Source organism: Bacteroides sp. MSK.18.37 (genome assembly GCF_019129155.2).
Lineage (GTDB): Bacteria > Bacteroidota > Bacteroidia > Bacteroidales > Bacteroidaceae > Bacteroides > Bacteroides ovatus.
In genome coordinates this window covers 5,247,290-5,273,555 of the sequence record NZ_JAHOIB020000001.1, presented here as the reverse complement: position 1 = coordinate 5,273,555, position 26,266 = coordinate 5,247,290, and the positions used below count along the sequence as shown (strand labels likewise).

The 26,266-nt window shown below is 41.4% G+C and carries 20 protein-coding genes and 1 riboswitch; of the genes, 5 read left to right on the top strand and 15 right to left on the bottom strand.

Translation table 11 applies throughout. The annotated features are described in order from the left end of the window. Positions 1-2 precede the first annotated feature (2 nt). The 7 genes from KSX81_RS20290 to KSX81_RS20260 all read right to left on the bottom strand — a co-directional run bounded on the left by KSX81_RS20290 (position 3) and on the right by KSX81_RS20260 (position 8,722). Positions 3-1,367 (bottom strand): MATE family efflux transporter, encoded by a 1,365-nt coding sequence (locus KSX81_RS20290; RefSeq protein WP_004297055.1) that lies wholly within the window; start codon positions 1,365-1,367, stop codon positions 3-5. Between the two features lie 237 nt (positions 1,368-1,604). Next, the gene (locus tag KSX81_RS20285) at positions 1,605-3,170 is read right to left on the bottom strand and encodes an STM4011 family radical SAM protein (RefSeq protein ID WP_004321286.1); all 1,566 of its coding nucleotides are present in this window, start codon (positions 3,168-3,170) and stop codon (positions 1,605-1,607) included. Positions 3,171-3,181: 11 nt separating this feature from the next. Then, positions 3,182-4,459, bottom strand: a complete 1,278-nt coding sequence (locus tag KSX81_RS20280) for an STM4012 family radical SAM protein (protein WP_004297057.1) — start codon at positions 4,457-4,459, stop codon at positions 3,182-3,184. After that, a complete protein-coding gene (locus KSX81_RS20275; protein ID WP_004297058.1) occupies positions 4,456-5,310 on the bottom strand; it encodes an STM4013/SEN3800 family hydrolase in 855 nt (284 codons plus the stop codon). Before KSX81_RS20275 ends, KSX81_RS20280 begins: the two co-directional genes overlap by 4 nt. Next, a complete protein-coding gene (locus KSX81_RS20270) occupies positions 5,297-6,307 on the bottom strand; it encodes an STM4014 family protein (protein WP_004297059.1) in 1,011 nt (336 codons plus the stop codon). The genes KSX81_RS20275 and KSX81_RS20270 overlap by 14 nt, the downstream gene beginning before the upstream one ends. A 3-nt stretch (positions 6,308-6,310) precedes the next feature. Beyond that, complete coding sequence (locus KSX81_RS20265) at positions 6,311-7,384, bottom strand: STM4015 family protein (protein ID WP_004321288.1); 1,074 nt, start codon at positions 7,382-7,384, stop codon at positions 6,311-6,313. 201 nt (positions 7,385-7,585) lie between these two features. Beyond that, positions 7,586-8,722 (bottom strand): OmpA family protein, encoded by a 1,137-nt coding sequence (locus tag KSX81_RS20260; RefSeq protein WP_008774604.1) that lies wholly within the window; start codon positions 8,720-8,722, stop codon positions 7,586-7,588. Positions 8,723-9,152: 430 nt separating this feature from the next. Next, positions 9,153-9,374, top strand: a riboswitch (cobalamin riboswitch). A gap of 129 nt (positions 9,375-9,503) precedes the next feature. On the opposite strand from KSX81_RS20260, the gene nrdD reads away from it, so the two are divergent. Continuing rightward, entirely contained in the window at positions 9,504-11,597 is a 2,094-nt protein-coding gene (gene nrdD / locus KSX81_RS20255) for an anaerobic ribonucleoside-triphosphate reductase (RefSeq protein WP_004297063.1), read from the top strand. Next, positions 11,581-12,066: an anaerobic ribonucleoside-triphosphate reductase activating protein gene (gene nrdG / locus KSX81_RS20250; protein WP_004297064.1), complete on the top strand. Its 486-nt coding sequence runs from the start codon at positions 11,581-11,583 to the stop codon at positions 12,064-12,066. Before nrdD ends, nrdG begins: the two co-directional genes overlap by 17 nt. A gap of 79 nt (positions 12,067-12,145) precedes the next feature. Here the strand turns inward: nrdG and KSX81_RS20245 are convergent, their stop codons facing one another. The 6 genes from KSX81_RS20245 to KSX81_RS20220 form a co-directional block, all read right to left on the bottom strand. Then, positions 12,146-13,306, bottom strand: coding sequence for a MalY/PatB family protein (locus KSX81_RS20245; protein WP_004297065.1), 1,161 nt, complete (start codon positions 13,304-13,306; stop codon positions 12,146-12,148). A 3-nt stretch (positions 13,307-13,309) separates the two neighbouring features. Then, the gene (locus KSX81_RS20240; protein ID WP_004297066.1) at positions 13,310-14,173 is read right to left on the bottom strand and encodes a DUF3737 family protein; all 864 of its coding nucleotides are present in this window, start codon (positions 14,171-14,173) and stop codon (positions 13,310-13,312) included. A gap of 11 nt (positions 14,174-14,184) precedes the next feature. Then, positions 14,185-14,736 (bottom strand): cyclophilin-like fold protein, encoded by a 552-nt coding sequence (locus tag KSX81_RS20235; RefSeq protein WP_004297067.1) that lies wholly within the window; start codon positions 14,734-14,736, stop codon positions 14,185-14,187. Positions 14,737-14,753: 17 nt separating this feature from the next. Continuing rightward, positions 14,754-15,785, bottom strand: coding sequence for an alpha/beta hydrolase (locus tag KSX81_RS20230; protein ID WP_004297068.1), 1,032 nt, complete (start codon positions 15,783-15,785; stop codon positions 14,754-14,756). A 129-nt stretch (positions 15,786-15,914) separates the two neighbouring features. Then, a complete protein-coding gene (locus KSX81_RS20225; RefSeq protein WP_004297070.1) occupies positions 15,915-17,120 on the bottom strand; it encodes an MFS transporter in 1,206 nt (401 codons plus the stop codon). A gap of 16 nt (positions 17,121-17,136) precedes the next feature. Beyond that, positions 17,137-17,832: a flavodoxin family protein gene (locus KSX81_RS20220; RefSeq protein ID WP_004297071.1), complete on the bottom strand. Its 696-nt coding sequence runs from the start codon at positions 17,830-17,832 to the stop codon at positions 17,137-17,139. 190 nt (positions 17,833-18,022) lie between these two features. Between KSX81_RS20220 and KSX81_RS20215 the strand changes: the two genes are divergently transcribed. Then, entirely contained in the window at positions 18,023-18,928 is a 906-nt protein-coding gene (locus KSX81_RS20215; RefSeq protein ID WP_004297072.1) for a helix-turn-helix domain-containing protein, read from the top strand. Positions 18,929-19,069: 141 nt separating this feature from the next. Beyond that, on the top strand, positions 19,070-20,827 hold the full coding sequence (locus KSX81_RS20210; RefSeq protein ID WP_004297073.1) for a 1-deoxy-D-xylulose-5-phosphate synthase: 1,758 nt from the start codon (positions 19,070-19,072) through the stop codon (positions 20,825-20,827). A 196-nt stretch (positions 20,828-21,023) separates the two neighbouring features. On the opposite strand, the gene KSX81_RS20205 is transcribed toward KSX81_RS20210, so the two are convergent. Beyond that, positions 21,024-21,914 carry a helix-turn-helix domain-containing protein gene (locus KSX81_RS20205; RefSeq protein WP_004297074.1) on the bottom strand — a complete coding sequence of 297 codons (891 nt, stop codon included), beginning with the start codon at positions 21,912-21,914 and terminating at the stop codon, positions 21,024-21,026. A 155-nt stretch (positions 21,915-22,069) separates the two neighbouring features. On the opposite strand from KSX81_RS20205, the gene KSX81_RS20200 reads away from it, so the two are divergent. Continuing rightward, positions 22,070-22,741: a YczE/YyaS/YitT family protein gene (locus KSX81_RS20200; RefSeq protein WP_004297076.1), complete on the top strand. Its 672-nt coding sequence runs from the start codon at positions 22,070-22,072 to the stop codon at positions 22,739-22,741. A 156-nt stretch (positions 22,742-22,897) separates the two neighbouring features. On the opposite strand, the gene KSX81_RS20195 is transcribed toward KSX81_RS20200, so the two are convergent. Further along, positions 22,898-26,257 (bottom strand): S41 family peptidase, encoded by a 3,360-nt coding sequence (locus KSX81_RS20195; protein WP_004321296.1) that lies wholly within the window; start codon positions 26,255-26,257, stop codon positions 22,898-22,900. Between the last annotated feature and the right edge of the window lie 9 nt (positions 26,258-26,266).

Below are 26,266 nucleotides of genomic sequence, written 5' to 3'. Positions count from 1 at the left end.
ACCTAATTCGACATAGCAGGCATCATTGTGCCTCTCAAATATAATTTCCTTTGGGTATATCGTAAATACCAGATACAGATCAATAATGAAACGACCGTTGAAATGGGTGGAGCAAATCCCATGATAAACAGCGACGAGCTATCTATCTGGCTGAACCAGTATGACAACGGTATACGGAACAGGAAAGTGGCTATCAGACTGTGAATCATCGGGAATAACGAGTTTCCTTGTCCGCTGAAATAAGAATTAATGCAGAACACGAAACTAACCACGATGCAGTCGATGCTATACCCTCGCAAATAATCTGCCGCCATTGCCACCACAGCAGCATCTTTCGTAAAGAAAGCAGTAAGAGTCTCCGGCAGGAATTGCGAATACACGCAAACCGACACACCGAAAACAAGAGCAATCCCAATCCCTGAAGCCAGACATTTATTCATTCTCTTGATAAGTCCCGCTCCATAGTTCTGTGCAGTCATGGTTGCCACAGCCGATGATATAGCCATCGGAGGCAGCATAGCAAACACGATGATTTTCTCAACAACACCCAGGGAAGCAGATGCAATGACTCCCATCTGATTGACAATGACAGTGATAATCAGAAAAGAAACATTGATTAAAGCATCCTGCAAAGCAATAGGTGCTCCCAACACCAAGATCTTTTTAGACAGATTCCGGTTCAATCGAATATCTTTCCGTGAAAAATCAAAATGGAATCCGTGCCGGTATAAGAACCAGAGCGCTATTCCAAAGCTGACTCCTTGTGCACTTACAGTAGCAATAGCCGCTCCTGCAGCTCCCCAATGGAAATAACCGACCAATATAAAATCGAGCACTATATTTATCACACATGCCAGCCCAACAAAATAAAGTGGTGTTTTAGAATCACCCAATCCACGCAAAATACCACATACAACATTATATCCTACTATAAACAGAATACCCAGAGAGCATACCAAAATATAGTTTTTCGTATCTACCATCGCTTCGACAGGAGTATGCATCAGTTCTGCTATCCGACTATGAAAAAGCACCATGACTAAAGTTAGCACTACGCCGGTTATTGAAAACAACCATACGGAAGACCCGATAGTAAAAGCTACTTTTCGATTGTCTTTAGCTCCGGTAGCAATAGCAATCAGCACTGTTGTCCCAGTAGTAATACCCAGAATAATACCTGTAATTGTCTGCATCACCTGACTACCAATAGCTACGGCTGCCACACTTGCCGAATCATCATATTGTCCGACAACGAAAAGGTCAGCTCCGCCATAAAGTGCCTGGAGCACATTGGCAATCAGAAAAGGTACTGCAAACTGCAACAATACCTTCGGTACGCTTCCTTGTGTCAAATCTAACTCTTTCATAGTTTCTTCGATACTTTTCCTCTTTATCTTATTTTGTTACAACATAAAAAAAGTGCCGGACAAGCGAATGATTTGCACCATTCATCTTATCCAGCACTATAATTATTATTATAGCACCCTCCGATGAGGATTTTTATGCCTGTCCCTATTTCAGGGCTGCAAATATGGGCTTTGTTTTCATAATTACCAAATTTTAACCGGTTTTTATTTTCTTATGAAGATGTAACTAGCTATATATCAACTATTATCAGACGAGGTTTGGTCTATAGGATCTCCGTTAGAAAAACGAAAGAAAGCTGCCAACCGATCCGGATTCAGCGTATAACGTGCGCGTTCTTTTAATAAGGGTTCCGCATTCATTACGGCACAAGAATGAGAAACTACGGACATCATCGGCCAGTCCTTTAACGAATTTCCTACAACTAAGGTGTGTTCAAAAGATAAACTCAAAGCCTTACATAACTGAATTACCCCCTCTTTTTTACTCGCTTCAGGATGAATGACTGTTATCAGCGGAGCTTTATGAAAAACCTGGCAGGGATTCTCTTTCAACCGGATAAGAATAGCTTCTCTCTGTTCTTTATCACGTACCAATATACTATACTTGTAAACCACTCCTTCATAATTATGAATAGTGACTTTTGCAGATTCTCCATATACCTCCGGATATACTTTCACCGGCAAACACCTGATCTGGCCCGAATAAGATAATAAACCTCCATCTGCAAAAACTCCTCCCCTGAATAAATAGAAAAGAGCCTTTCCCAGCTTTTTCTTCGCCTGCTCCATCGACAGAGAAGTGGCAAGATATAAGGAAACGGACTGTGCCATATATCGTAGAGCGTTAGCATAACTTTCAGAAACTTTTCCCTGTGAATCAGTCAGAGTTCCATCCACATCGAAGAAAACAGTCGTAATAAGTGGCTTGTCCGGTATTCGCCAGAACGCCCCTTCTCCCATGATTCGATGTAAAGGGTGATTGTTCAGGTTACTGAACGCAATATAACAATCACAAACCTTCCTCTCGCAAGATAGCGGCAGAACAGCTCCATCACCTTGATAAAAATTACCAATCTTCACCCGGCTTCGGGGACAAGCATACATATCCCCTTTCCAATCGATAAAACAATTATTCCTTCCTCCTGCGCAAACTTCCCATTGTACCGGAGCATTCTTCAAGTCATACTCAAAAAGATTATCCAGTTGCCTGAAAAACTGAATATCTTCCTGACTTAATGGTGCCCTTAACCCTTGCATAGCATTAATGAATAAATAAATATCCGGTAAAAGAGCATTCCGTAAATCATTGAGTACGGCCTTTGCAGAGGGATTTCCTACCGCTCCGGCACATACCTGTATTCCCGCATGATGGAGTATATGAATCTGATGCGCAAATTTCTCTACCGAAGTCATCTCCGGATGAAAACTGGCCCAAAGCCTTATCTTACTTATCACAGTGGGAGTTACACGAATCTCATCAAGCCAGTGTTTAGCCGGAAAAGAAAGGTTAGTCTGACAGGAAATTCCAGCCACCTGTGGCAATGCTGCCAAGTGCATCATTCCTTTCCGATAATAACGATGGATCAATGCTTCACCGTAAGGAATAATAAATAACTGCAACGGCTCCCCTTTCCATTGTTCAATAGCTGCTATAAAACGATTCCATGCCTGTTCGTCCTGTGTCGTATCTGCCAGATGCGACTTCTTGCCGAAAGGGCAATAAGAACAGGTATAGTTGCAGCTATTCAATTTGCCGCGATAATATATACGCCTGAAGGAAAGTAAAGAGCCTTCGTTTTCCATTTCTATTTCGTTCAATAAGAATAAGTTTCCATCAGTTCTCTTATTTCAGGAGTAATGAACAACTGACCAATATAATCGGAGTATGCCATTCCGTCGGAAGTCAGACAAATACGACCGTTATCCGTATCTTCTATCCATTGCCGTTCAGCTAACTGTCGAAACAACGGCACATTATCCGGTGATTCTCCAAAACGACGCTCATATTCGGCCTTATCAAGCCCCATATAATACATCAGATTTTTAATGATAAAACGTTGCCGCTGTTCTTCCTGCGAAAGAATAAATCCATTACGAGCCACTGTAAAATCAGTAGTGCCCATATAATCATCTATCTCTCCGGCAATACAACGCTGGCAAACAGTATACCGGGTGGCATAATGCAAATTACCCAGGTAACTGCGTCCGCCGGAGCCACACGACAGCATCACTTCATCCCCACATGAGATTTCCGCATCAGTAGACGGATGATGAATAAAACGCCGCATCGAAGTTTGTAGAAAACCTCTGTCTTTCAACAAATCACAAGCGGCACAATACATCTGAAAACAGACATCGTCGGATTCCCGCTCCGTGATAGCCGTTTCCGGTCGCACATATAGCGGATAGATAAAGAGTTCGTTAGGCTGAAACAGAAGAGCCTGTTCCAATGAATAAAGAAAGCTGGCCACAGTTTGTCCTTTGATTCCGTAAATCAAATCAATATTAAAAAACGGGAATTGTCTCTTCCGGATAGCCTCCAGCGCCTGATTAATCATGTCTCGCCGGGGACGTCTTTTCAAAGCAGTTAATTCTTCGTCAAGGAAACTCTGTACGCCAATACTCACACGAGCCACTCCTGCTTGCTTCAATAAGTCCAAACGGGCAGGATCGGCATATTCCGGCGATGTTTCTACGGAAGTAAAGGTATGTGAAGGATGCACTCCGAATAAGGCAGCTGTATCCAGTAAGTATTCCAGTTGAGGAACAGTGAGGAGCAACGGTGTGCCTCCTCCAATGGCGAAACTATCAAATGCCAGTCCGGTAGTGAGTGGAGACAACTGTTGCGCCTGCTTGTGAAGAGTTTCCAAATAAGTTGCGATATAATCCGCACGATTTGTTTGCAGAGAAAACAGGTTGCAATATCCACATTTATGACTACAAAAAGGAATATGGAAATAAAGCGATGCTTTCTGTCCTTCCACCTGTTTCAGGTAAGGAACCAGCGAAACCGGGGACGGAAAAGAACGATAAGCAGTTTTATGTGGGTAACTATACATATAGTCTACATATCGTGGTAGCGGTTGATTCATTTTTTCGTTAAAATAAAGTGTTTGTAAGGGACTGTATAAACCGTCTCGTGAGATATGCAATGATATTCATATCCATCCTCTCCATAGCAAGTGCCATGATCGGAAAGAGCAATCACCAGCGTATTTCCCCGTTTCTGAAAGGCCTGAAATAAACGGGGGAGCTGACTGTCGACATATTGCAGCGCGGCAGCGTGTGATTCCTTATCATCCTTCATTTTGCCTTCCACATAATGACAGTTCGGATAATGAATAGCAGAAAAATTGATATACATAAAAATCCGTTTGTCCTCCGGATAGTTTTCGAGTTTCTTCAATGCAAAATCAATTTGTTTTTCAGTACTATCGGGTGCCGTGCATCCAAAGGTCGGCAGCCAATAACTTTTAGTAAAGTAACCGGGAAACACACGCCCCAGTTCATTACGCTTGCTGAAGAAGTTCACCCCTCCTATACAAATCGTTTCATAACCTACATTGGCAAGGCTTTGCACAAAAGTTGCTTCCGTAAACGGATAACTTCCCGCAGGCGGAATACGTCCCGTACCAGCTTGCACAGGGAAAAACAACCACTTACGGCTGCGTAGCGAATGAGGTTCCGCCGGAGAAGGCAGAAATCCTGCAAAGATGGCAAAATGAGACGGGTAAGTAAAATTTCCCGGTGCATGTCTTTTTTCCCATTCTCCTCCGTGACTGTTCAGTACCGGTGTTCTTCCCGCCGCTTCTTCCTCCTTGCTGACATCATAACGCAAGGTATCAAAGCAAAGCATCAATATATCATGAGTACCCACCACCTGATTCATATCCAGATCCGGATTTTGGGTCTGTTCGCCAGCCGGCAGTTCATCTATTTGCATGGTTATATCTCTTTTTTATGTTTTTTATCTGTTGAATATAAATAGAATTATGAGCAAACATATCCTGATACACATGATCTCCCTGTCCGTTGACTTCTATTATATAAGGAATATCTGTTCCTCTCTCTATCAGTACATCCACTCCGGCATATTGCAAATCCAAAGATTGAACCGCTTCCTGACACTGAAAATAGATTTGTTGCCGCACTACTTCCGGCAAAGACAATTCGTTCCACCAATGTGCCTTATTGTTCAGATGCAGATTGGTTATGCTTCCTTTACTGCATCTCACAACGATATAATCAATTTCAGATTCCCGGCACACTACCCGGAGATCATAATTCTCTCCCTGCAACTGCTCTTTAGGAATCCATTCTTCTAAAATAGCTTCTGTTTGCATCACCGCTTCCGCCAACGGGATCATCTCTTTTTCCGTACTCAAACGGTGGATACGTTTGGTGTTATGAATGACTCCGTCCACTTGTTGTAAGGTAGTATAGACTACCCATTTATTCCGGTTGGGTTGATAGCGAACAGCCATAATACCTCCCGCCCCCGAACCGTAACGGGGTTTCAAAAAGCATCCTCTACCGCAATCGGCAAGAAGCTCTCTCAACTCATCAAAAGAACGGGGAGAAGGTAACATCGGAGTCACTTTCAACCCTCTGTCCATCAACACTTGTTTAGTTTCCTTTTTATCAAGAGCACGTAATAAAGCATGGGGAGTATTCAAAAAGCACACGTCATCAGATAGCCTCATCTCGCCTAAACGTTGCAGTGTCTCCTTATATGCCTGATTCAACAGCGCATATTTCAGGAAATTCGTTTCATCGCTTACACAAGGTTCCAGTTTGATAACTGCCTGCCGTAGTTGCGGCAAGCAGTTAAAAAGTTCCCCGTAAGTCATAAAACGAACTTCCGTCTGCAAGTGTTTGCCTGCTTCAATAAAGTATTCTATACGTTTGGACAGAGAGTTGCTGACAACGATTATCTGCATCTCCTATTCTGTAATCATCGGGTAATACCACAATTCACCATCATATTCATCTGCCTCTTCAGTTTCAGCAATATCTATTTTCATAGGGAGACTCTGCAACTGTTTCTTCATCTCCTTGCTCAAATAATTATAGCGCATATTGATAAACTTCAAATGAGCGATCTTATCCATATTATCCAGCAATAATTGGGCACCTTCATCTTTGAGAGTACCAGCCGAAACATCCATTGTTTCAAGTTGGGGAAGAATATCCGACTCCAGGAACATTTCTACAATCTTGTCCTGTTCTTCAGAGTTGACGATCCCCAGATAAGTCAGCTTCGGGAAACGTTCTTTGGAGAACAACGGACGGAATATCTCAATATCAGCTTCAAATCCATAATCTTCCACACCAACATATAGAATCAGTTTTTCCAGATTGGGGAAATCAGAACCAAGAATATCTTCTACCACTTCGGTAGGCAGGCCACCACTGATAATTTCGAGTGACCGCAACTCCGGCCGTGAAGTCTTTCCCAAACGCAGATTATTGGTTCCTTTGATTTTCAGATCTTTCAATTTAGGCATGGCATCGAGCAGCGGACTAATATCAGCTTGTTCAATCCATGAAATCTCCTGTTCTTCCTGCTCAATATCTCCCCAGAACAAGCCTTCTATTTGTGCGAACTTCTCCTTATTTTCAATCATTCCCTGTAATAAGGCAGAACAGTCGCCACCCTCATAATCCCAACAACCGATTGTTATTTGTTTATATTCAGAGAGATGTTTATCTTTCAATATCTTATCCAGAAGATTCACATTGTTTTCATACTCATCATAACTCAAAGTATATTTCTTGGCTTCCACTTTCATTTCACGTGCAGTTTCTTCAGCAGTTTCTACATACCCTTTTTTGGTCTTTTCCGCAATCAGTTTGCTGGCTGCTTTTTCAGCTTCTTCAGTCGTTGCGTAGTTTTTCACTTGTGTTTGTCCGTCGGTCCCCAACTTACCATAATTTACAGTAACATCTGTTCCGACTACCTCTATGCTCCAGAATTTCTGCGATTTAAAATCTTGAAAAACGAATACTCTCTTCATAATACAGTTTTTAATGGTTGATATTTGCACACTCAACACAGAACGCGCATGAACAATACCTGCAAAAATAACCATTTTATGTAATGTACAAAGAAATCTGTTTACTAAACTTTCAGAGTATTCAAAAATACAACCCAAGATATGCAACAAAGGCTGCCTTTTGGGGCAGCCTTCATTATTCTATTTCTGTAATATATCAGTTTAATCTTCAATAGTACATATACTTACACGGTTCCAATCCGGTTCAGTAAACATATCGCCTACACCCTGACCTTCAGCAGTGATACGAGATGCACTGATTTTATACTTGTTGACCAAGATCGTTTTTACAGCTTCTGCACGTGCTGCGGCAATTCTGGCATTCACTTCAACACTACCTTCCGGAGAAGCGTATCCCTTAATAACCACTTTAGAATCAGCATATTTCTTCAGGTAAGAAGCTACACGTTCCACATTAGGAAGTTGTGAAGCGTCAACTGACGATTTACCTTGTCTGAAAGTAATGATAGATTCAGGTACACGGGCGGTTTTCACTACAGTCTCCACCGGAACCACTTTTGTGCGGCATGCTTCAAGTTCTTCCTGCAATCCGTTGATACGTTGGTTTGCATTGCTGATCTCACCATCTTTGTTGTTTACATCTGCACGAAGTGCATTGATTGAAGAGTTCAGTCCGTCAATTTCGGCTTGATTATATACTCTCACTTTGGCAAAATGATGTGTTCCGTTACTTGTCTTAAAGTGATATGTCAATCCGGCTGTCAACTCAAAACCTGCGTTATTAGCATTGAAACGGCTCTTTGTTTCAGGGTAAGTACCTTGCATATCATACACAATGGCAGGTTTGATTCCTAATGTCCATGCTTTACTTTCACCCAAGTTGAAATTGAAATTCAATCCCAAACGCGTAGACCAGGAGTTCTGATCGCCATCGCCATTCACATAATAATGTAACCAACCCATTCCGGCCACAGCTTCCACTTCAAACAAACGAGGTTCGCCAGTGTAACTTGCAAATAGATTCATCAAATTGACTTTACCCAATACGCTGACATCCGAAGCATCGAAAGCCGTTTTACTGGATGTGGTATTGATATATCCCATTCCTTGGAATCCCAAACCGAAGATAGGAGTTAATTGCTTTGAGACTCCCACTCCAAAAGTGGGACGCATACCTTTAAAGAAAGCACTGTGAGTAAGGGGAGTAACTCCACCGGCATTTACTCCGACAGACCAATTATCTGTAAGTTTGGTACCTTCTACAACTGATTGGGCATTTGCTACTGTAAAGCCACCCAATATAAAAGCTAATAAAATAATAGATTTTCTCATATTCATAAGTTTTAAATGTAATGTTTTATCTGCTAAATCATTAGAAATGTATTGTTTGTTCATGTCTAACTTTCTAGTTTATTTTTTAATTCGTTATTCACTTTAAACAACATATCATATCAAAAATTAGTTCGCAAGCCATGAGCCCTATTAACATCTATTATGCTTTCGAAAAATCTAAAATATGGAAACATCAATGCAAACGCCTCATTCCCTGAAGAGAAAGGGATCCCAACATCGCTAACCATTATGCATCTTATTTCATTATTCTACACTTTCATTCATCCATCAGGCAGGAAATACATAAACCGGACTCTACTAAAATGCGAAGAATAGAACATAAACGGAAAGTTATCAGGTTGTTAATGCCATATATCGTTCTGATAAAGAGCGAATATTTTTCTTCCTTTTCAATTGGAATCTTGATTTAATTTCTAACTTTGCCGCCAACATCGGTTTCCGGAATGGCATTATCACCAGACGGAATTAAAAGGGAATCCAGTGAAAATCCGGAACTATCCCCGTAGCTGTAAGTTTTATCTCTCTCATAAAAAAGAGAAATGTTATGGCATTCATTTGCCACTGATTCATGAAACGGATCGGGAAGGCGCCACAACAAAAACAAGTCAGAAGACCTGCCGATAAAATTTCCGTTATTCCAGGCTTTCGGGTGAAAGGCAATAGAACGAATCGTACAGGTCCATTTTATTACAAGTCTCCAGAAATTGTCGTGCATGAATAACTATGTAGGCACTAAATCTATTTTGTTAATTCTTAAAATATAGGTATGATTAGTTCGGAGATATTCATTATCAAAAGAGACGGGAAAAAAGAAGCTTTTTCCCTCGACAAAATCAAAAATGCCATATCCAAGGCATTTTTATCAGTAGGTAGTTTTGCTACACAAGATGTGATAACCAATGTGTTAAGCCGTGTCAGTATCAGTGACGGAACAAACGTAGAGGAAATCCAAAACCAGGTGGAAGTCGCCTTGATGGCAGAACATTATTACAGCGTGGCCAAAGCGTATATGCTGTATCGTCAAAAACATTTGGAAGACCGTGAAGTCAGAGACAAACTTAAATTCCTCATGGATTATTGCGATGCTTCCAACCCTGCCAGCGGTAGCAAGTACGATGCCAACGCCAATGTGGAAAACAAGAATATCGCCACGCTGATAGGAGAACTGCCCAAATCCAATTTCATCCGCCTCAACCGCCGCCTGCTGACAGACCGTTTGAGGGATATGTATGGTAAAGAGGCTTCCGACCGTTATTTGGAACTCCTGAATCATCACTTCATCTACAAAAATGATGAAACCAATCTGGCGAACTACTGTGCCAGTATTACTATGTATCCCTGGCTGATAGCAGGAACAACAGCAGTAGGAGGCAATTCTACCGCCCCGACCAATCTGAAATCCTTCTGCGGAGGATTTATCAACATGGTATTTATCGTATCCAGTATGCTAAGCGGCGCATGTGCCACTCCTGAATTCCTGATGTACATGAACTATTTCATTGGTTTGGAATACGGACAGGACTATTATAAACATCCGGATAAACTGGCAGACTTGTCTCTGAAACAAAGATCGATCGATAAAATCATCACAGACTGTTTCGAGCAAATCGTATATTCCATCAACCAGCCTACGGGTGCCCGCAATTTCCAAGCAGTTTTCTGGAATGTGGCTTATTATGACAAGTATTATTTCAATAGCCTTTTCGAGCACTTTGTTTTCCCCGACGGAAGCAAACCCGACTGGGATTCGCTTAGCTGGTTGCAGAAGCGTTTTATGAAATGGTTTAATAAGGAGCGTACACGCACCGTTCTGACATTCCCTGTAGAGACAATGGCACTCCTGACCAAAGACGGCGATGTACTGGATAAGGAATATGGCGACTTCACCGCTGAAATGTATGCCGAAGGACATTCATTCTTCACCTATATGAGTGACAATGCCGACTCTTTGAGTAGCTGCTGCCGTCTACGTAATGAAATACAGGACAATGGCTTTAGTTATACACTGGGAGCCGGAGGAGTCTCTACCGGTTCGAAGAGCGTGTTGACCATCAATCTGAACCGTTGTATACAGCATGCTGTGAAATCAGGTATCCTCTACCCTTTCTTCCTGGAAGAAGTAGTAGACCTAGTTCACAAAGTACAGCTTGCCTATAATGAGAACCTGAAATTATTGCAGGCAAAGGGTATGTTACCTTTGTTTGATGCGGGTTATATCAATATGAGCCGCCAATATCTGACTATCGGCGTGAACGGACTGGTGGAAGCAGCCCAATTTATGGGAATCGACATCAACGACAATCCGAAATACGAGGCTTTTGTGCAGGAGATTCTCGGCATGATTGAGAAATACAATAAGAAATATCGTACCAAAGAAGTACTTTTCAACTGCGAAATGATTCCTGCCGAAAATGTGGGTGTGAAACACGCGAAATGGGACAAGGAAGCCGGATTCCAGACTTACCGCGAATGTTACAACAGCTATTTCTATATTGTAGAAGACAAATCGCTGAACATTGTCGATAAATTCCGCCTGCACGGGCATCGTTATATCGAGCATCTGACGGGTGGTTCGGCTTTGCACATGAATCTGGAAGAGCATCTTAGCAAAGAGCAATACCGGCAGTTGCTTCGTGTTGCCGCTACCGAAGGTTGCAACTACTTCACATTCAATATTCCGAATACAGTATGTAACAAATGCCATCATATCGACAAACGGTATTTGCATGAATGTCCCGAATGTCACAGCGAGAATGTGGATTATCTGACCCGCGTCATCGGATATATGAAGCGTATCAGCAATTTCTCCCAAGCACGGCAAAAGGAGGCCGATTTAAGATATTATGCTCCGGTACGCTGATTATGATATTGTTTTTCAGGAGATACCGGATGAGGTGACATTAGCCATCAACCTCTCCAACTGCCCCAACCATTGTAAAGGGTGCCACAGTGCATATCTGATGGAAGACGTAGGAGAACCATTGACGGAAGAAAGTCTTTCTACCCTGCTCGGTAAATATGGAAAAGCAATTACCTGTGTCTGTTTCATGGGCGGTGATGCTTCACCCGCAGAAGTGGAACAATTAGCTGCTTTTTTACACAAGCAGACCATCACTCCGGTAAAAGTCGGATGGTACTCCGGGAAGAGCAAGCTGCCGGAGCACTTTGATGTATCTCATTTCCAATATATAAAGTTAGGACCTTACATCGAGTCTCTGGGAGGATTAAAATCTGAAACGACCAATCAACGGTTGTACCACATAGAAAATGGAATAATGGAGGATATAACTTATCGTTTTCTCCCCCATCATTCCAAAAAGATTTCTTAATAAGAGAAACGCTCAAACGGAGTATGTTATATTTACCGTTTGAGCGTTCTTTTTTCTAACTACTTCTTTTCATTCGTATTTATGATTTCAGTACCCGCTTCAATCTGTTTAATCCTTCTATCAACCGCTGTCGCGGACACGCAATATTGATACGGATAAACCCTTCACCAGTCTCTCCATACAGACTGCCTTCGTTCACCCAAAGTTTTTCTTTCTTCAACAAGTCTTTTACTATTTCTGCTGACGTTTGATTCAAGACCGAGCAATCCACCCAAACCAGATATGTACCTTCCAACATCATTACGGGAAATTCCGGAAGATATTCATCAAAATAACCTTTTAAATAGATGTAATTCGCAAACAAATAGATTTTAAGTTCTTCCAGCCATTCTTCGCCCTCATTGTAAGCAGCCATCAACGCCTCCACTCCGAAAGGATTCACATCACAAACTTCATTTATATTAATCGCTTTATCTATTCTCACCCGTACATTTGCATCTGCAGAAATAATATTGGCTATCTGAAGCCCTGCCAGATTAAAAGCCTTGCTAGGCGAAACAAAGGTTACCGAATTCATAAGAAACTCTTCTGATATAGAAGCGAAAGGAGTATATTCATGCCCCAGAAAAACCAATTCACAATGAATTTCATCAGCAATCACAAACACATTATTCCGAATACAAATCTCACCTATCTGCCTTAATTCCTGCTTACTCCATACTCTTCCGACAGGATTATGCGGATTACATAACAACATGAGTTTTACCTTCGGATCGGAAGTTTTCTTCTCCAAATCATCAAAGTCAATCTGATACCCTCTGTTTCTATATACTAAAGGATTGGCAATCATCTCGCACCCGTTATTACGGATAGAGGAGAAAAAGCAGTTATATACAGGCGTCTGTACCATCACTTTATCGCCGGGTACTGTCAGTGCTTTAATTGCAGCAGATATTGCCGGCACAACTCCGGTAGTATAAATAATCCATTCTTTTTCTATCCGCCAGGCATGTCGTCGTGCAAACCAATTGGTTATCGCTTCGTAGTATGCGTCAGGTACGCGTACATATCCGAAAACCCCATGTTCCACCCGCTTCTTCAATGCCTCCACGACGGGGGGAGCTGTACGGAAATCCATATCAGCCACCCACATCGGCAAGACATCCGCATCTGCGGACGAATCCCATTTATAGGAATTCGTACCTCTGCGTGGAATAATTTCATCGAAATTATATTTCATATTTCAATCAAAACAGGTTAGATCGTCCCAAAGTTTCAATTCGCAATTTGCTGGTGATTTAATATTTTCGTCCAAAATGATTGCTCCGAAACTTTCGGCAACAATACTTCCCGTACGAGGATTTTTTACGCTATGAACGGGACTTTTAATCGTTGCCTTCACACTACTGTGTTCAAAAGCAAGGTCAGCATCTTCTGCCATCGTACAATTTTCCATCACCAGATCATGTGCGTAGCAAAGCGGTTGAGTCCCCGAAATCCTGCAATTTACCAAACGTAAGTTTTTAGAATGCCAGCCCAGATATTCTCCGTTCAGCTCGGAATCATAGACTGTTACATTTTCCGTATTCCAGAAAGCATCTTTGGAGTTGATAACTGCATTACGGATTTCTACATTCTTGCAATATTGGAACGAATAGTTCCCGTTTTGGGCATAGTTTTGTATCTTAATATTCTCACTGTGTATAAAAAGGTAATCCGCTTTATCAATCTGTACGTTCTTCAGCTCTATATTACGACAATACCAAAACGTTTCCAAAGCATTAGGCAACTGCACGTTTTCGAGTTTTATTCCATCCATTTCACGGAACATCTTCGGTGCTTCTACCAAGGTATCTGCCATTTGCAGACTTTGAGAGTACCATAGAGCAGCACGGGCTCCCTCTGTAAAGAGACAGTTTTTCACAATGAATCCGTTGGTATGCCAAAAAGGATATTTTCCTTCAAAGCGACAGTTGATTGCTATAATATTACTACATTCTTTCAATGCAGATTCACCGGCGTGAATTGTTACATCTTCCAGTTGAAGGTCGTGGGTCGCGAACAGAGGACGTTCGCCTCCATATTCTTTATTTCTTATTTGTTCCATTAGTTTATTCTTTAATCTGTTATTTCAAAAGTTACATTTACGCCTCCTGAACCAAGGGCGGAGGCCAGTCCTGAAGGATTTGTTATACGTCCTAAACGGGTATAAGTATATGAAGTGGAAAAGGTTTCATAAAATAAGACCACACAAGTGGAACCGTAAAGCATCAAGTCACCTGTCCGAATAGTCCCGGGATTGGACGACGCTGTCGGCAAACCTTTCGACAGATAATAATATTTTTCATTACCATGCAGTTCGGACATATCCACTGTCATAGGGAGTAGTCTCTTAAATGCTTTCGCTGTCTCATTATTGTCCAATGTGGCATTGAATGAAACAGGTCCGATTGTTATTTTAAGATTATTGCTCACTGGGGTATCATCGTTATTGTCGTCATTATCATCGGGATTATTGCCATTATTGTTACTGCCATTATCACCGGAACCAGAACCATTACCCGGAGTCACTTGTTGACCTGTTCCCTGTATAGGTTCATCTTCGCTACATGATGCGGAACCGACCGATAATGTCAGCATAGTAAGAATTGCTATTATATAGTATCTCATATTTATAGTATTAAAACTTATTTCTTTAGATATTCCTTAAAGAAGGATTCCAGTTTATTAAATGGAATAAGGCTCACACGATCGTAAAGATCTACGTGTCCGGCACCGGGTACTATATACAGTTCTTTAGGTTCGGCAGCGAATCGGTAGGCGTCTTCACTAAATTCACGTGAGTGGGCATTTTCACCGGTGATGAAAAGCATAGGGCGGGGTGAAATAGTCTCAATATCTTCGAAAGGATAGAAATTCATAAATTTCACATTGCTTGAAAGTGTAGGATGAGTGGTGGTCATAGGAGTTGCTCCGTCGGGGGTAAATTTTCCTCTTTGTGTACGGTAGAACTCATAGAACTCCCGTTCAATCGGACTGGACTTTTCTGTCAGTTGATGTACAGTGCCACCTGTATATTTAGTTTCTCCACCTAAAAATTCAGCATAACGCTGTTCTGCCGCTTCAGCCATTATTTGCTTTCTCTGTTCCAATGTCAATGAGTGTTTTAACCCGTTACGGCTAGCCGTACCCATATTGTACATACTGATTGTCGCAATGGCTTTAAGGCGAGGGTCTATTTTCGCTGCACTGATAGCAAAACTTCCACTACCGCAAATACCGATTACTCCAATTAGATTCCGGTCAACAAACGGACGGGTACCTAAAAAATCAACTGCGGCACTAAAGTCTTCCGCATAAACTTCCGGCAGAACAGCATTGCGCGGCTCGCCTTCACTCCCACCCCAAAAAGACAGGTCTATGGAGAGTGTTACAAACCCCCGTTCGGCCATTTTCGTTGCGTAAAGATTCGCGCTCTGTTCCTTGACAGCTCCCATTGGATGTCCGACAATGATTGCAGGGTATTTGTCCCCTTCTTTCATATTCTTAGGCAGAAACAAATTTCCGGCTACCTTCATTTTATACTGGTTGGAAAAAGAAACTTTCTCCACACTTACCAAATCACTTTTATAAAAGTTATCTGCATCTGTCTGTGCAGAAGAAAAACTAGTTCCAAGCATCATCATAAATACAGTTGTTAATAATAAAATCCGTTTCATATCTCTTATTTTTAATTATTAAAGAATTGATTGTCTACTTTCTACATTGCAAAAATACGATGAAAGAAAGAGACCTTTTGTAGATGAATTACTGACATAATAACCCCAATTACAGATTATATTTTTTTATTATTCTGTTACAATATTGATATTAACCTGCTTCCGGATATGCGCTACGCGAACCCGCAGATAAACGAATACAATACTCGCAATCAGGAAAAACAACGAGCCGAAAACAGAATATCGTGTGCCCATCTCTGTAATAAAAGCTCCGCATATAGCTGTACCAATCGTCGTTCCTAAATTGGCTGAAGTCAGAAACATTCCATTGGCAAAGTCTGGTGCTTCGGGAGCAGCATCTGCTATCATATATTGCATATTATTACTTGCTATACCCGCCAATACGCCTAAAATAAGGATGACAATCACCATAGCTCCAATCCATTCTCCAACGATGAACAGACAGATATATGAAACCAATAATGCAAAAGGCATAAGGATAATTGAACGTTTGGCATTTATTGATAGCAGTTTCCCCGCCATCACATTACCCACAATATTTGCCAAACCATATACGAGCAACACTGCACTTATCACATTATATGGGACCTCCGTTACTTTTTTCAGGTAATCCGACATATAGCTAAAGAATCCGAACATAGCTCCATTAATTAAGGTAACAGCAATAATTGAATACCACATCGTTGTTTTCTTCAATACGCTAAGCTGTGCACCATAAGATACTTTTTCTTTTACAGGCATGGAAGGGATAAACAGAATCGTAGCAACAAAGACTAATGCGTTTGCAACAGTGAAAAACAACATCGCCATGGAGAACGAAACTTCGCTGGCAATAAAACTAGTCACCGGAACGCCCAGCACCATGCCGGCGGACACACCGACAAAGACTTTAGAAACAGCCTTGGGAGCCTGTTCCTTGCTGACAGACGCCGCGGCTACTGTAAAAGCCATAGAGACATATACCGGATGCAGGAAAGCGGGAAGTATCCGAGCAATCAACAATACTGTGAAATTAGAGGTAAACATGGATATTACATTACTTATTGTAAACAATCCCAATGCCAGCAACATTACTTTCTTCCGGTTAATCCCCGAAAATAATAAAGGAGTCACAGGGGCTGACGCAGCCACCACCAATGCGAAAACACTTACCGTCCAGCCGGCTTGAGGTACGGAAACATTAAAAGTTGTGGCTATCAAGGGCAGGATCCCCACTACTCCCATTTCGGTGTTTATAATTCCAAATACACCGACCGTAAGGATAAAGACGAGCAAACCGCCCGAATTGAGTTTTAATTTATTTTTTTGTTCCATAGTTACTATATGCTATTTATAATTCCAATCCCATTTTATAGGCGTTTTCAAGATGTACTTTATCAATCTGCCGTGCCAGTTTCTCGCATCCGGTAGAACCGCCGGCACAATATAATCCCACTTCATTCCAACCTAACGCCTGATTGAGAAGACGAAAATATCGTATGGGCTGTTCGAAGGTCGTATCATTATCATCACCGGCTGTCATCAGTAATACCGAATCTTTTTGAGGATATTTATCATCGACAGAAATGGCATAAAGTCTATCAATGAACGATTTCAGCTTTGCCGTGATTGTCCAAAAGTAAAGAGGAGAAGCCATAACCACTGTATCACATTCCGCAAACAAAGGATATATATCCTGCATGTCGTCGCGAACAGTACACTGATGTGCAAGACGCTGACAAACTCCACATCCCCGGCACCCTTCTATCCGCATACTACCCAGATAAACCTTCGTCACAGAATGTCCGCGCTCTACCAATCCTTTAATGTATGCATCGGTCAGTCGGTCTGTATTGCCGCGTTTTGTGCCTGCACTCATTATTACAAGTATCTTTTTCATATTTCCCTGATGTGTTTTATCGATTAGCGAAGGAAGTGAAGTGTCTGTCGTTTCTTTACTATTCAAACACCGATAAATAGTCGTACCACCTAATAGTACGCCTCCGGTTGTTAGTAACACGCTTTTCAAAAAATGCTTTCTATCCATATTCTCTCTTTTATTAATTTCCTCTGATTCATCAAGTTTTATTTAACATGGCAAAGGTCAGAAGAATATAAAGAAGCCGTTGTAGACGGATTACGGGTATGATAACCCCAATTACAGATTAGTCATTTCCCTACTATGAAAACAGAACATTTATCTGTATCTTTGTTACCGATTCCAAATACCAAAAGCCATGGATAAAGTTATAAAACTAGAGAATGTAAATCAGTATAACGAACTGTACGGACTGGAAACATTGCATCCTTTGGTTAGTGTCATCGACTTGACCAAAGCAACGAAAACAGTTAACCATATCCAGATGAACTATGGTCTTTATGCTCTTTTCCTAAAAGAGAGCAAGAGCTGTGACATTAAATATGGTCGTCAGTATTATGATTACCAAGAAGGAACCATTGTCTGTTTTGCCCCAGGTCAGACAGCCGGTGTGAGTACCATTGAAGATGAAATCAATCCGGCTGTTTATGGTATTATTTTCCATCCGGACCTGATTCGCGGCACCTCACTTGGAAAAGATATTAAGAAATATACTTTCTTCTCTTATGCAGTAAACGAGGCTTTACATCTTTCAGATCAGGAAAAGGAAATAGTCATGGATTGCCTGAAGAAAATCAGTATCGAACTTGAGCATGGTATCGATAAACATAGCAAAGCATTAATCGCCATGAATATCGAACTGTTACTGAACTACTGTATGCGTTTTTATGAACGGCAGTTTATCACCCGGAACAGTGCCAATAAAGATGCTCTTACAAAGTTTGAACAACTTCTGGATGAATATTTCCAAGATCAACTTCCCATACAAAACGGGTTACCTTCCGTGAAGTACTTTGCTGATAAAGTCTATCTCTCCCCCAACTACTTTGGTGATATGGTAAAAAAAGAAACAGGAAAAACTCCACAGGAACATATTCAGACCAAAGTAATCGAACTAGCCAAAGAACGTATTGTCGATACGGAAGAAACCGTCAGCCAGATAGCTTATTCGTTAGGATTCCAATACCCGCAACATCTCTGCAGATTATTCAAAAGACGCGTCGGATGCACGCCTAATGAATACAGAAATCAGGCTTTAGCATAAAAATATAGTCCCTCAAATAAGGGAACTGTAATATAGGTAAAACAATCCGTAATTCATATACAAACAGATTTCAAATCCTGCTGTATCTTTGCAGTGTCATAAAGAAATAAGTAAAAACATTATTTAGAAAAACTGTTTGATATGTATTTAGAAAATATTTATTCTCCTGCAGATGTTAAGAAACTGTCGGAAAAAGAGCTAAACGAATTAGGTGGAGAAATCCGTGCAGCACTCCTGCAAAAATTAAGTGAGCATGGCGGGCATTTCGGACCTAATTTCGGAATGGTGGAAGCAACGATTGCTTTACATTATGTATTCAATTCGCCCAAAGACAAAATTGTATTTGACGTATCGCACCAGAGTTATGTACACAAGATGCTGACCGGTCGTAAAGATGCGTTCCTTCATCCGGAAAAATACGACAACGTATCAGGTTATACCGAACCGCAAGAAAGTGAACATGACTTCTTCATCATTGGACATACTTCCACTTCTGTCAGTCTGGCCAGCGGATTGGCAAAGGGACGTGACCTTACAGGCGGCAATGAAAATATCATAGCCGTCATAGGGGATGGTTCTTTAAGCGGAGGTGAAGCTTTCGAAGGATTGGATTATGTAGCAGAGCTTGGTACTAACATGATTATTATTGTCAATGACAATCAGATGTCTATTGCCGAAAATCACGGTGGACTATATAAGAACCTGAAAGAATTGCGTGACAGCAACGGTCAGTGCGAATGTAACTTCTTCAAGGCTATGGGTCTGGATTATATATATGTAAATGACGGTAACGATGTACAGGCGTTGATTGAAGCATTCTCCAAAGTGAAAGATATTCAGCATCCGATAGTAGTACACATCAACACTTTGAAAGGTAAAGGTTATGAACGTGCCGAACAGGATAAAGAGACTTATCACTGGCGCACTCCATTCAATCCGGAAACCGGAGAAGCAAAAGTCAATTATGAGGAAGAAGATTACAGCGAAGTAACCGCTCAATATCTGCTGAAAAAGATGGAAGAAGATTCTCGTGTGGTGACAATCACTTCGGGTACTCCTGCCGTTCTCGGATTCACTCCGGACCGCCGCAAGGAAGCTGGCAAACAGTTTGTAGATGTCGGCATTGCAGAAGAACACGCAGTAGCTCTTGCTTCGGGTATCGCAGCCAATGGCGGAAAACCTGTTTACGGAGTGTATAGTACATTTATCCAACGTTCATACGATCAACTTTCGCAAGACCTCTGTATCAATAATAACCCGGCTGTTTTGTTGGTATTCTGGGGAACACTGTCCGGAATGAATGATGTAACTCACCTCTGCTTCTTCGATATTCCGCTCATCAGCAATATTCCTAATATGGTTTATCTGGCACCGACTTGCAAAGAGGAATATCTTGCTATGCTAGAATGGAGTATCCGCCAAAATGAATACCCGGTTGCTATCCGTGTACCGGCAACAGATGTAATTACTTGTGGGGAACCGGTGGAGACTGATTATAGTGTTCTCAATCGCTATAAAGTGACGCATCGTGGATCAAAAGTAGCCATTCTTGCTTTAGGTTCGTTCTATGGATTGGGACAGTCGGTTGCATCACTTCTGAAAGAAAAAGCCAATATTGACGCAACACTCATCAATCCGCGTTACATCACCGGTGTAGACAACGAACTGATGGATGAACTGAAAGCAGATCACGAATTAGTGATTACGTTGGAAGACGGTGTATTGGATGGCGGTTTCGGTGAAAAGATTGCCCGTTATTATGGTGCTACAAACATGAAAGTTCTGAACTTTGGAGCTAAAAAAGAATTTGTTGACCGATATGATATACAGGAGTTTCTCCGTGCCAATCATCTGACGGATGAACAGATTGTAGAAGATATCACAGCAGTGATCGGTTAAAATCAAACCCATTCACTATATATTCAGGTAGGTTGATGTATACGGTCTTTAAGGACAGTTGAGTTGCATCAACCTACTTCCATTTTCATTCAAATCAGCCAACTTATTATTTAAATTCATTATATTCACTATTCAGTTCAGTAATTCCCCATTCAGTTCAGCAATCCTTTCCGTTCAAATCAATAATCCTTTCCGTTCAAATCAATAATCCTTTCCGATAATTCAACGGGGTCTGTCCCGCATTTCTTTTAAAGAACTTACAAAAACCGGCTGCATCACTAAACCCCAGTTTAGCAGCAATCTCGCCAACCGTAAATTTGGTAGAACTCAATAAAGTACGCGCTTCCATTACTAACAATTCATTAATAAGGCTATTGATAGTCTTACCTGTTCCAAGACGTACAATGCGTACCAGGTACTGTTCACTAATAGCCAGTTTATCCGCATAAAAGCTCACAAAATGTTCTTCCCTGAAATTACGGGTAACAAGTGCATGAAATTCTTGCAGAACGTGGTCTTTACGACTGATCTCTTTTTTGATAACGGTCTTTCGGGAAAGAAAATCTGCTATATCCAAAAACAGAGAATTGCACGCTGCCTGTATACGCCGGAAAAGGAAATGATGTTCAATATTCATCAGATGCATCAATACTTCCAGCTCCTTATGGATGATTTGAGCTTCATACTCTGTCAACTGAATCGTATATTGCTTATTCCGCCTCATGGTTGCCAACAGGATTGCCGTGATTTGTGTCAGATATGAATCGTCCGTCCGCATAGATTCGGAAAGGGCGAGAGTGATAAATTTAATATCCCGGCTTGAATAAAGATGTTCCGTGAGATAATTTGCTCCGTGAATAAGTAACATATTCGGTTCTATCGCAATAAACTCTCCATTCAGTAGAATTTCCGAACGGCCTTCAAGAACGAATATCATATAAAGCTCCCGATTGAAATAACATTCATTTGCCGGATAACTTCTATCTTTATATTCACTCCGGAAACAGACTACCTCCTCTTTATAATGAGGAAGTTCAGGATGCTCCTTCAACAATTGTGTATTATCAAATATACGAGATTTTACCATTTACACCTTTATTTTATGACGTAAAAATACGATTTGTTTCGGATATGACAAAAACTGTATGGAATTAGATAATCTATTTCAGAGTAAAAAACAAGACCTTTGCATATCCTTTTCAATACATGAGAAAGGAATCAATAGAAAGAGGTTAAAAAGACATGGAAATGAAAGAGATTTTTAAGAGGTATTTAGTGTTTGTTATCGGACTCTATTTTTTAGCGGCAGGTATCGTGTTGATTATACGCTCGGCATTGGGAACTACTCCCATATCGAGCATCAATTATGTATTAAGCCTGAATAGTCCTTTATCGTTGGGTACTTGCACATTTATCATCAACATGGTGCTTATCCTGGGACAGTTCTGGTTAATCCGAAAGAATAGAACCCGACAAGATATTATTGAAATTCTTCTTCAACTACCGTTCTCTTTTATCTTTTCGGCATTCATTGATTTCAATATGATGCTGACAAGCGAACTGCATCCCGCTAATTATGGTATGTCGATTGCTTTATTACTTACAGGATGCATGGTGCAGTCTATCGGAGTAGTGCTTGAACTGAAACCAAAAGTAGCCATGATGAGCGCAGAAGCATTTGTGAAATATGCATCCCGCCATTATAACAAGGAATTTGGAAAGTTCAAAGTTTATTTTGATATTACTTTGGTTACATTAGCCGTGATTCTCTCGCTGCTGCTGACTCAAGGTATTCAGGGAGTACGAGAAGGATCACTCATTGCCGCTTGTATAACGGGGTATATCGTCAGCTTCCTGAATCAGAAGATAATGACTAGAAAAACCCTCCATAGATTACTGCCGGTCTGGAAGTAAGCCCTATATCTATTTAAAATAAACGCCTTATAAAAGGAGTCATATAAAAAGGTCAATATAAGAAAATCACTATAAAAGAAAGTCGCTTCTCTGTTAGAATCTGATTGATTCTTTCAAAGAAGCGACTCTTTATTTTAGATATAATTATACTCGTATTTACTTCTTCTGACTATCTATCTCTTTCAGAAGTTCATCCACAGCCACCTTTAGTTGGGTATCCTCTCCTTTGACTACTGTTTCCGGATTATTGGCAACCTTTACATCCGGTTCCAATTGGGTATTTTCCAAATAACTGCCGTCAGGCAAACGATAACCGACGATAGGAATACCAAAGACCAGTGAAGGATCTTGTAAAGTTTCCCAAGACACACTTGTCATAGTACCCGGAACAGGCATACCGACAAGTTTGCCAATCTTTTGATGTTTATATACCCACGGAGTTCCGTGTGCATTCGAGTAGTTGGCCTCACATTGCAACATAATGGAAGGTTTGTTCCAACGACGGCTCGGCATATCACAGGCTTCACGTCCACGCACTACTTGTGTGAAATACTTCTGACCACTGAACAGTATTTCAATATCTTCATGCAGACGGCCACCACCGTTGAAACGGGTATCAATCACAATGCCTTCGCAGTTGTTATATTTTCCCAGAATGTCCGAGTATACAGTACGGAAGCTATCATCTCCCATCGACTGAATATGAACATATCCCAAACGTCCTTTCGACCATTTTTCAACATCTGCCGCACGTTGTTTTACCCAACGTTTGTATAACAATCCATTCAGTTGCCCGTTGGTGACCGGCATCACCACTTCTTCCCAACGCTCTTTATTTTGTGGATTGTAGATTGAAATCAATGTTTTCTTCCCTGCTTTATTATTCAGCAAGCAGGTTATGTCATTATCGAGAGTTATCTCTTCTCCATTAATCTTTTCAATGATGCAACCAGCCTTTACTTTGGTACGTGAATGATCGAACGGACCTTTTTCTATTATTTCAGCAATCTGCATTCCTTTTCCCTGATAATTCCAGTCGAACAAGAGTCCGAGATTAGAAGTGACATCTCCTTTTCCTTTGGGAGAATAACGTCCTCCGGTATGTGAAACATTCAGCTCACCCAACCACTCACTCAATAATTCTGCAAAGTCATAATTGTTATCAATATGAGGCAAGAACTTACGATAAGCATTAGTCATAGCATCCCAGTCAACCCCGTGCATATTGACATTGTAGAAGCGTTTTTGATGCTGTTTGTACACATGGTCAAACATCGTTTCACGTTCGGCAGCCAAATCCATTTTCATTTCAGCCTGATAGCTGATGGACTTCAACGCATCCGACTTGGCATCCATCTTTTGCATAATCCGGCTTCCCAACAAAAAGATATCTCCTTTTTTGTCCAACATCAACGATGCCCAACCGGTATTGAGTTTGTGCAGACGCTTCGTATCTTTTTCACGGAGATTCATTTTCCAAAGGTCATATCCACCTTCGAACGCGGAGAAATAGTAAAGATCTTCCCCGTCTTTTGAAAGTATGGCACTACCCAAGTCGGAAGAATTAGGAGTCAAACGTACGATACGGTCTTCAATGCCGTTCAGCTCGACAAGTATCTCTTTTTGATCTGCCTTATCATCAGCAGACTCATCCTGATTACTGTCTTTGCTGCTATCTACTTTGCTCTTTTCCTTGTCGGCCTTGCTTTTATCAGTCTTTCCCTTGTTAGCATTTCCTTTATCTGCTTTTTCCGCCTTAGACTTCTTTCCGTCTTTCGTCTTCTCATCGTCTTTCTCCTTTGCCTTCTTCTGTTCCTTTTCAAATTCCTTGAGTAATTCGAAATCTTCCTTACTCAAACGGTAACGATCATAAGCATCCTGATTGAGAAACACCAACATCACATCTTGCTGCGATCCCCAGGAAGCGTGCGCACGCATACCATAGCGCTCGGTTTGGAAAAGAATAGCATTCCCATCGAGTACCCAACGCGGAGCACCACTGATATATCCACTATTTGTCAGATTAGTAATTGCACCTCCCTGTGCGCTGACAATGCCTACATCCGAATAAGGATCGTGGCGGTTGCCTATAAATTCAAGAGTGAACCATTTACCGTCAGGCGACCATTCGTAATCGAATCCACCTCCGGTGTTATACCATGTAGAACCATCCGTTACCTGACGTACCTTTTTTGTTTTCAAATTGAGTACCATCAAACGATTACGGTCTTCGATAAAAGCCAATTCTTTACCGTCCGGTGAATATTGCGGATAAGTACGTTCTACCGTTTTAGACGGTAATAATACTTCCTCTTCAATAAGAGTGGCATTAGGGAAATTCGGGTCTTCCTTACGACTTATTTTGGCGGTATAAAGTTGCCAGTTACCGGTTCGCTCGCTGGCATAAACCAGTGTCCGGTTGTCCGGAGCAAAAGAAACGGCAGCTTCTTTTGCCGGAGTATTTGTGATTTGCTTGGTTGTAGCATAATCAGTTGAGGTCACAAACACATCACCACGTACAATAAAAGCCACTTGTTTACCGTCCGGAGATACAGAAGCGGAAGTTGCTCCCTGTGAGAATTTAAGTGTAGCAAGCTGCTGCTCATCATCACGGACCAGTTCTACTTTTACTTTTTCCGGACGTGCACCAGACTTCTGTGTGTATAACTCACCATCATAGGTATAACATAAGGTACCTTTATCGCTGACAGACAAAAAACGTACCGGGTGAGTTTTGAAAGTAGTCACAGCTTTCACTTCCTGTGGGGTATTCAAAGAGAAAGTATACACATTGAAGGAACCTCCATCACGCTCACTTAAAAAATAGACAGCATTACCATCAGGTGCATACACAGGATTACGGTCCTCTCCTCCCCGGTTTGTCAGGTTCGTATGTTTTCCCGTTTGGGTGTTATATAACCAGATATCTCTCGTAATGGAAGAAGTATGATGCTTTCTCCATTCATCTTCAAACCCTTTACGATCCTGATAAAGAAAGTTCTTCCCTGTTTTATCAAAACAGACCAGTTCGGCAGGAGTGCCCAGCACTTGCTCGGTACGTCCGCCGGCAACAGGAACTTTATATAATTCCGTCATCGCTCCTGTAGGAAACAGGGCAGTGCTTGCCGGATCCTGTATAGAAGCAGAGAAAAAGACATACTTTCCATCCGGAGTAAAAGCCGACGGTATTTCTGATGCAGAATGATAGGTCAATCGCCGGGCGGCACCTCCGTCAGCAGGCATAATGAATAAGTCAAAATTTCCATTCCGGTCACTGGCAAACGCAATTTGCTTGCCATCGGGCGACCAAACCGGATTGGCTTCATAAGAGGTTTGTGTGGTGAGTTGAACAGCTGTTCCTCCTTGTGCAGGGACTTTATAAATGTCACCCTTGTAACAAAAAACAATTTCTGATCCATCCGGTGATATACGTGCATCACGCATCCACAAAGGAGTAATTGCATAGCTGGATAATGCTGATAGTACCAGCGCTAAAGAAGTTATTAGTTTCTTCATATCAAATTA

Coding starts and splice junctions, on each gene's coding strand:
- KSX81_RS20290 (WP_004297055.1), bottom strand. CDS start 1,367: ATGAAAGAGTTAGATTTGACACAAGGAAGCGTACCGAAGGTATTGTTG.
- KSX81_RS20285 (WP_004321286.1), bottom strand. CDS start 3,170: ATGGAAAACGAAGGCTCTTTACTTTCCTTCAGGCGTATATATTATCGC.
- KSX81_RS20280 (WP_004297057.1), bottom strand. CDS start 4,459: ATGAATCAACCGCTACCACGATATGTAGACTATATGTATAGTTACCCA.
- KSX81_RS20275 (WP_004297058.1), bottom strand. CDS start 5,310: ATGCAAATAGATGAACTGCCGGCTGGCGAACAGACCCAAAATCCGGAT.
- KSX81_RS20270 (WP_004297059.1), bottom strand. CDS start 6,307: ATGCAGATAATCGTTGTCAGCAACTCTCTGTCCAAACGTATAGAATAC.
- KSX81_RS20265 (WP_004321288.1), bottom strand. CDS start 7,384: ATGAAGAGAGTATTCGTTTTTCAAGATTTTAAATCGCAGAAATTCTGG.
- KSX81_RS20260 (WP_008774604.1), bottom strand. CDS start 8,722: ATGAATATGAGAAAATCTATTATTTTATTAGCTTTTATATTGGGTGGC.
- nrdD (WP_004297063.1), top strand. CDS start 9,504: ATGATTAGTTCGGAGATATTCATTATCAAAAGAGACGGGAAAAAAGAA.
- nrdG (WP_004297064.1), top strand. CDS start 11,581: ATGCTCCGGTACGCTGATTATGATATTGTTTTTCAGGAGATACCGGAT.
- KSX81_RS20245 (WP_004297065.1), bottom strand. CDS start 13,306: ATGAAATATAATTTCGATGAAATTATTCCACGCAGAGGTACGAATTCC.
- KSX81_RS20240 (WP_004297066.1), bottom strand. CDS start 14,173: ATGGAACAAATAAGAAATAAAGAATATGGAGGCGAACGTCCTCTGTTC.
- KSX81_RS20235 (WP_004297067.1), bottom strand. CDS start 14,736: ATGAGATACTATATAATAGCAATTCTTACTATGCTGACATTATCGGTC.
- KSX81_RS20230 (WP_004297068.1), bottom strand. CDS start 15,785: ATGAAACGGATTTTATTATTAACAACTGTATTTATGATGATGCTTGGA.
- KSX81_RS20225 (WP_004297070.1), bottom strand. CDS start 17,120: ATGGAACAAAAAAATAAATTAAAACTCAATTCGGGCGGTTTGCTCGTC.
- KSX81_RS20220 (WP_004297071.1), bottom strand. CDS start 17,832: ATGGATAGAAAGCATTTTTTGAAAAGCGTGTTACTAACAACCGGAGGC.
- KSX81_RS20215 (WP_004297072.1), top strand. CDS start 18,023: ATGGATAAAGTTATAAAACTAGAGAATGTAAATCAGTATAACGAACTG.
- KSX81_RS20210 (WP_004297073.1), top strand. CDS start 19,070: ATGTATTTAGAAAATATTTATTCTCCTGCAGATGTTAAGAAACTGTCG.
- KSX81_RS20205 (WP_004297074.1), bottom strand. CDS start 21,914: ATGGTAAAATCTCGTATATTTGATAATACACAATTGTTGAAGGAGCAT.
- KSX81_RS20200 (WP_004297076.1), top strand. CDS start 22,070: ATGGAAATGAAAGAGATTTTTAAGAGGTATTTAGTGTTTGTTATCGGA.
- KSX81_RS20195 (WP_004321296.1), bottom strand. CDS start 26,257: ATGAAGAAACTAATAACTTCTTTAGCGCTGGTACTATCAGCATTATCC.